This window comes from Bhargavaea cecembensis, assembly GCF_000826125.2.
Lineage (GTDB): Bacteria > Bacillota > Bacilli > Bacillales_A > Planococcaceae > Bhargavaea > Bhargavaea cecembensis_B.
In genome coordinates, this window is record NZ_LN651373.1 from 774,200 (window position 1) to 780,517 (window position 6,318).

Here is a 6,318-nt window from a genome sequence, read left to right on the forward strand (position 1 = left end):
GCGCACGGAGGCGGCTGTGCTTTTTCCGGAGGACGGCGAGATACTCGTTCCACCAGTCGGCCCGGCCGGCTTTCTTCGCGGCCCGCTTCATCTTCTTCAGGACGCGGACGGCCTCTTTGTAGTTCATCCGGTTGCGGAGGGCGATCTGTTCGGTGACGTGGGTGTGGCAAAGGTAAATCGCCTCCATCGGCGCTTCTTCGATGAGCGTCTTGAGGCCGGTCATCTCCACCCGGTCGAAGCCGGACCGGTTCAGATGATGCCAGGCGGCCCATTCCCGGTAGCGGTGACGGTCAAGCAGGAACTCGGCATACTCCGTCTCGGCGGCGGCACCGCAGCTGAGCAGGATGTCGGCCGTCACGTCTTCCCGCATGCCGGTGTCGCGGCAGAGATCCGCAAGCGTCGCGGCCGCCTTCCGCTGTTCCATGAACGAGACCGCCTCCATGTAAGGAGTGATCAGCGGAGCGGCGGCAAGGAGGATCTCCCGCGCATCTTCATCAGCCCCCTGCGCCGCAACAAATTCCGCGAGCTCGATCCAGGCGGGGAAGAGGGGGGCGGCGTCCGGGTCGGCCGGCACGGAGAGGCCGGACGCCGGCTTGCCGAGCAGGACCGCCAGCCACGCCTTCATGAGCGGCAGCGGGGAAGCGGGCGACTCCGGCTGCATCCGCCCGAGCGCCTCCAGTTCGCGTTCCCGGGCATCAACGCCGGTGAACAGCGTCTGCCACACGTCCCGGTAGACCGAAATCCACATCTCCCGGCCGTGGCCCGCCCCGAGCACGAACGAGCGCACGAGCTCCTCGAGGTCCTGGTAAAACGGATCCGCGGCAAACAGCCGCCGCGATGCGGACTGGCGGGAGATGCTGTCCCGGATGCCCTCCAGCAGCCCGTCGAGCATCCGGGCGTACTGCCAGCGGTCGTAGCCGATCGAAAATCCGCGGACCGAAAACTCGAGCGTCACGGAATGAAGCGCATAAAGCGACGCGTACAGCCGGAACAGCGGCTTCCACTCCTGCTCAATCGGCTCCACGGAGCGGAGCTGCTGGTTGAACAGACCGAGTTCCTCGGAAATGATATGGAACGGCACGGACTCGCCGAATGTGCGAAACCGCGCGGTCAGGTGGTCGAGCGCTTCCCGCCATGCTTGCGGGGTCTGTTCGACCACCCGCGACCGGCGGAAACGGTTGACGCCCGAACGCCGCCAGTCCCGAAGCCATTCCGACAGTGATCCGATATGCTGGTACGCCGTGAACCACGCGGCTACCGTATGCTCGCAGCCCCGGTCGCCGTGCAGGCTGCACGCAGCCCGCTGCGTCGGAAGGTTCAGCATGATCCCGGCGAACGGGAAGTCCCTCGTCGTGAAGCGGACCGTCCCGTCGCGCTCATCCGTGTCGACGAGCCGGAGCCGGTCGTTGCGCACGAGCATCGACGCATCGCGGAAGCGGCGGTCCGCCAGTTCCGACGACGGATCGGCGACCATCTTCAGCCGGTCCATCGCATCGTTGATTTCATTTTTATAGAGACCGGCAAACGCCGGCAGCAGTGTATTCATGTGAACCCCCATCCTTAGGCAATAAAAAAAGGCTTTCCCTCCATTATACGATGACGGATGCCAATCGTAAACGGAGGGGAAACCTTATCCGTCCGGGTTCATCTTTTTGAACATCTCGGCCATGCCCTTGACCAGGTGAAGCATCTCGCGCCGCACCCCCGGTTCCTGGGCGGCGAGGAGGACGATCAGCTCCCGCAGTTCGGGAGATTCCCGGATGACATCCCCGTACGCTTCCGTAAAGCGGGAGTAGTAGCGTGCGCGCGCCTCGTTCGTTTCGGCGGACAGGCGCACGGCATCTTTGCGGCCCTGCCCATACGGCCGCCCGAGCAGCATCGCGAGGTATTGCTCGTCCGTCATTGCGAAGACGTCCTTCGCCTTGACGAGCAGGTCATACGGGAAGTCCCGCTTGCCGAGCTCATAGTTGGAAAGGGCAGCCGGATCGATGCCGAGCAGAGCGGCCGCCTCCCGCTGCCGGATTTGCAGCACGTCTTCCCGGAATTCTTTGAACTTCTCGCCAATCGCCAACTTTCCATCCCCTTTGCCAACGGTATGAGCCCAAATTATCGGTTCGGACAGGGGAGGATGGTAAAATCAACAATATGTTGAGGGGTTTCATCGACAAGTTGTCGATTTTTCGCTATGTAATATGGAAAATTGCAAAGATAATGTGAATGGTGGACAGATTTGAAAAGGAGGCGGGGGCATGGCCCGTTATGAATTCAGGATCAGGGGTTCGTCGGCCGGATGGGCGGGCGGAAAGTGGCGGCTTGTCGAGAGGAGGGACGGGCCCGGGGGCTGCCGGATTGTCCGGGAAGGGAGCACGCCGCTCGGAAAGATGGCCAGTCTGCCGGTCGGCCCGTTCCTGTTGTCGGATGTAGTGATCGATTTCGAAGAGGGGCGGCTCGGCTTTGACCGGCGCGCCGGGGATCCGGAGCATTTCTTTGAATTCGGGCCGGATCTGATGTCTTCATACGTGGTGGACTTCGGCGGGGAGCGGTACGGTTTCTTTGTCGACGGCAGCCGCCGGCCGGACAAAAAGGACCCGGCGGGAGAATAAAAAACAGCATGGGGCCGGATACCGGAAAAACCGCCCGGATTTTTTTGTATCCGCTTTCATATAATTATGGTAAAATGTTAATAACCGAATTTTCCGAAAAGGAGGGAGCCCCATGCTGCACATCCAACGTATGAAGCCATTTTACATGACACAGGAACAGACCCGGGTGAGATTGGTGTTTGAGTATCAGTACTTCACGATCAAGAAAGGCGAAGAATTGTTTCACTTCATCCCGTCCGAAGGCAAGGAGATCCATATTAATCTCCGGAACCTTCAAGTCGAGAATCTCGGTGAAATCTTCGTATTCCAGAAGGGCAGCCGGTTCATCCGCCTCCCGCTCTACCAGCTGCTGCTCATCTCGGACATCCACACCCATTTGAAGGTCATCCTCGAAGGGGCGGATATCATGGAAAGCGACCCGATGTTCACGGAACCCGGCGAAGCGGAAACGCTCATCGCGGAACTCGAACGCGCAAACCTCATGAACCTCATCGACCGGGCCCTCGCGGAAGGCGACCGCGACGGCTTCCACCGGCTCACCGAACAGCTGAACGCCGAAGACGAATGCATCGACCCCGAAACTGTATGATGGAAAGGCTGTGCTGGACCCCGTGGAACAAAACGCATCGACGGCCCGGACGAGCGACCGGATCCGGCCGGACACTTCAGGAAAACCCGACACAAGCTAAAAAGCCCGACGCGCGGCTGCGGACGGGCTTTTTAGATGGGCGGGGAGTGGAAACGTTGTGTATCTGGGCGGAAACGTTGTTTATCTTTGAGGGAACGTTGTTTATCTAGAGGGGAACGTTGTTTATCTTTGGTGAAACGTTGTTTATCTGGGCCGGAGCGGCTGACCCGAAGCGCTATTGGACGGTATCCGCTCCGGCTGTCCTCCGATTACACTCGTTCCCGCTCCGCTGACACTCGGCAGTCCTCCGATTACACTCGACTGCCCTCCGCTTACACTCACCCCCGCTCCGATGACACTCGCCTCATCCCGCTCCTAATCGAACCCCATCCCCTTTGCGGATTGAATCCTCGACTGAGGAATTCAAACAAAATCTTGAACACGATCCCCCATACTCCGAAACCGCCGCCCACACTCCGAATTTCCGATCCATGCTCCGAAACCGCCGCCCATACTCCGAATTCCCCCTCCATGCTCCGAAACCGCCGCCCATACTCCGAATCTCCGCTCCATACCCCGAAACTACACCCGCCCTCCAAATTCACCCCCAATCCCCCTCCATTCCCCCAAAACCCCAAAAATCCGACAATAGTCCTGCCGTCGCGGACCTATTGGGAGGTTACAAATTCGTCGAGTTTTGGTAGAGTGGAGTGTATGGCAAACTATCAACCTTGCAGGCTGGAAGGGATTTGGACATATGTTTTTTGACTTCAGGTTCTGGCGGCATTTGACCGACCAGCCAACTTTGATGGAGCAGCTGGACGGCAGCGCGATGCGGGGATTCCGTTCGCGGGTGGTCGGGCTGTTCGTGTCGGCGGCAATTTTGTATGCACTCATGGATATGTGGGGGATCGGGACGCGCGGGCTCACGCCGATCACGGCACTCGGCGGCGAGGAGGCGTTCGCGCTGGCGCGGATTTTGTCGCTTGCCGGAGCGGTCATCTGGGCGCTCGTCTACACGGCGTTCCATCTGTACGGGATCGCGTTCATCTTACATAAGCTGACGTCGGTGGATTTCCGCAAGCTGGTCGTGCTGCAGCTGTTCGTCACCGGGATCCTTCTGTTGGAAAAGGCGATCGTGTTCATCGTCTTCCTCGTGAACGGGGCGGCGGCGCCGGTCTCGTTTCTGTCGTTCGGGCCGCTTGCCGCGACGTTCCTCACTTATCCGTTCCTGATCTACTTCCTGAACCAGCTGTCGATCGGGACGGCGATCGTCATTGCGTTCCAGTTCCGGTTCATCCGGCGTTTCCTGCCGGAGGCGAACCGCAACTTGCTCTGGATTCTGCTCGGGCTGCACATCGCGATGGCGCTCATCACGTCGCTCGTCGGTCTGATTCCGGCGGAACATTGGTTCACTGAGCTATTCGGGGGAGGTGCCGCAGTTGAATAAACTCGGGAATATTGCGGTGACGATTGCGATCACCGCGTTCATCGCCACGAATGCCGTTCTGTTGTTCGGGGACAAGAGTTCGATTCCAAAGTATGTATATGTGCACGGGGCGGAGCGGATGGTCGCGGCCGATTATTCGGACAAGCTCGCGAAGGAATCCCTCGTCGTGCCCGGCAATGTCTTCACGGCTTATGTCGATAATGACTCAGCCGTCCAGCAGTGGCTCGTGCAGGAGGGGGACCCGGTGAGTGCCGGGCAGGAGATCGCGACGCTGAACTCGGACCGCGCGGAAAGCCAGCGGTCGGTCTGGGAGTCGGAGCGGAACGCACTGAAGGACCAGGAGTCCGAGCTGGAGTCGACGAAGCGCGAACTTGAGCAGGCCCGCCGTTCGGCCAAGTCCGGTTCCACTTCCAAGTCGAACCGGACCGACAATGTCGGTGCCGGCGGGACTTCCGGAAGCGGCGATTCAACCGGCAGCTCGGACAAGGTCGAAGTCGGACTGAACGTCGATGTGAATGTTGATGTGTCGCAGGACGGCGCTTATGCCCACGCGCTGTCCGCCGTCGAGAATGCCCTCGCCGATGTCCAGCGCCAGCTCATCGTCGTCGAGGCCCAGCTCGAACAGAGTCCGACGGCGCCTGCGCTCGTGAGCCCGGTCGACGGGGTCGTTGCGGAAGTGCACCGGCTCGGCGAACGGCTCGCCGTCGACATTTACACGAACGACCGCCAGTTCCTCACTTATGCGACAGGCGAGGAATGGCAGGATATTGCCCCGGATGACCGGGTGTTCATCCAGGCGCCGGGCACGGAAGGCGCCATCGAAGGGACGGTCGTCTCCGTGTCGCCGGTCGAGGCGCCCGAGTCGAAGTGGCTTGACGCCTACCGCGCGCTCGACAAGGAAAAGATGAACAACCCGCTCGCCTATTACGAAGTGCGCATCGCCGCTACCGGCGACGTCGGCCAGCTCCCGTTCGCCAACAACGCGAATGCGATCATCCATACGGAAGAAGCGCCGGGCGCGCTCGCCGTCAGGACGGACGCACTCGACGGGAAATACAAGGACGAGGCGCTCGCGACGATCATCGACGAAAACGGCTATGCGTTGAAAGTGCCGGTCATGACGCCGTTCGAATCAAAAGGATTCAGCATCGTGACGGACGGTCTCTATGAAGGGGATCTCGTCATCGACGCCCCGCATATCGAAGGGTTCCCTTCGCCGCCGGCCGTGATTTTGCCGATGCCGCTCGAATGGCCGTCAAAAGCCACATGGAAATCGACGAACTGGCAGGACTATGTCCGGTATACACTGTTCGGAGACAGATAATCACCAAGCCTGTCGAAGGCCGTCCGTATCCCGCGGGCGGCCTTTTCAGGTTTACGAGTCTACTGAAGGGGTAATTTCAGACTAGACTAAAAGGAGGCGTTAGATGATGGCTGAACGCAGAGTTGTTGGCTATTACGATACGGAACAGCAGGCGATTGATGCGATTGAGGATCTCAAGAGGCAAGGTTACCGCTCGGAAGACATCTCGGTCATTTCCCAGAACAATGACCAGGTGGACGCTATCGCCGATGAGACCGGCACGAAGGCAGCGGAAGGCGCCGCGACGGGTGCCGCAACGGGCGGCGTGCTCGGC

7 protein-coding genes are annotated in these 6,318 nt (G+C 60.0%); 5 read left to right on the forward strand and 2 right to left on the reverse strand.

From position 1 onward, the window contains the following. Together BN1189_RS09480 and BN1189_RS09485 are read right to left on the reverse strand one after the other, a co-directional pair. A partial coding sequence (locus BN1189_RS09480) for a hypothetical protein (protein WP_040227676.1) occupies positions 1-1,546 on the reverse strand: 1,546 nt, incomplete at its 3' end. A gap of 84 nt (positions 1,547-1,630) precedes the next feature. After that, the gene (locus tag BN1189_RS09485; protein ID WP_040227677.1) at positions 1,631-2,071 is read right to left on the reverse strand and encodes a helix-turn-helix domain-containing protein; all 441 of its coding nucleotides are present in this window, start codon (positions 2,069-2,071) and stop codon (positions 1,631-1,633) included. Positions 2,072-2,249: 178 nt separating this feature from the next. Here BN1189_RS09485 and BN1189_RS09490 point away from each other — a divergent pair, with 178 nt between their 5' ends. The 5 genes from BN1189_RS09490 to BN1189_RS09510 all read left to right on the forward strand — a co-directional run. Then, positions 2,250-2,603 carry a hypothetical protein gene (locus BN1189_RS09490; RefSeq protein WP_040227679.1) on the forward strand — a complete coding sequence of 118 codons (354 nt, stop codon included), beginning with the start codon at positions 2,250-2,252 and terminating at the stop codon, positions 2,601-2,603. Positions 2,604-2,715: 112 nt separating this feature from the next. Further along, the gene (locus BN1189_RS09495) at positions 2,716-3,192 is read left to right on the forward strand and encodes an IDEAL domain-containing protein (RefSeq protein ID WP_040227681.1); all 477 of its coding nucleotides are present in this window, start codon (positions 2,716-2,718) and stop codon (positions 3,190-3,192) included. A 796-nt stretch (positions 3,193-3,988) separates the two neighbouring features. Beyond that, on the forward strand, positions 3,989-4,681 hold the full coding sequence (locus tag BN1189_RS09500) for a hypothetical protein (RefSeq protein ID WP_040227682.1): 693 nt from the start codon (positions 3,989-3,991) through the stop codon (positions 4,679-4,681). Further along, complete coding sequence (locus BN1189_RS09505) at positions 4,674-6,005, forward strand: biotin/lipoyl-binding protein (protein ID WP_040227683.1); 1,332 nt, start codon at positions 4,674-4,676, stop codon at positions 6,003-6,005. Before BN1189_RS09500 ends, BN1189_RS09505 begins: the two co-directional genes overlap by 8 nt. A 106-nt stretch (positions 6,006-6,111) precedes the next feature. Further along, a partial coding sequence (locus BN1189_RS09510) for a general stress protein (protein ID WP_040227686.1) occupies positions 6,112-6,318 on the forward strand: 207 nt, incomplete at its 3' end.

Coding starts and splice junctions, on each gene's coding strand:
- BN1189_RS09495 (WP_040227681.1), top strand. CDS start 2,716: ATGCTGCACATCCAACGTATGAAGCCATTTTACATGACACAGGAACAG.
- BN1189_RS09490 (WP_040227679.1), top strand. CDS start 2,250: ATGGCCCGTTATGAATTCAGGATCAGGGGTTCGTCGGCCGGATGGGCG.
- BN1189_RS09500 (WP_040227682.1), top strand. CDS start 3,989: ATGTTTTTTGACTTCAGGTTCTGGCGGCATTTGACCGACCAGCCAACT.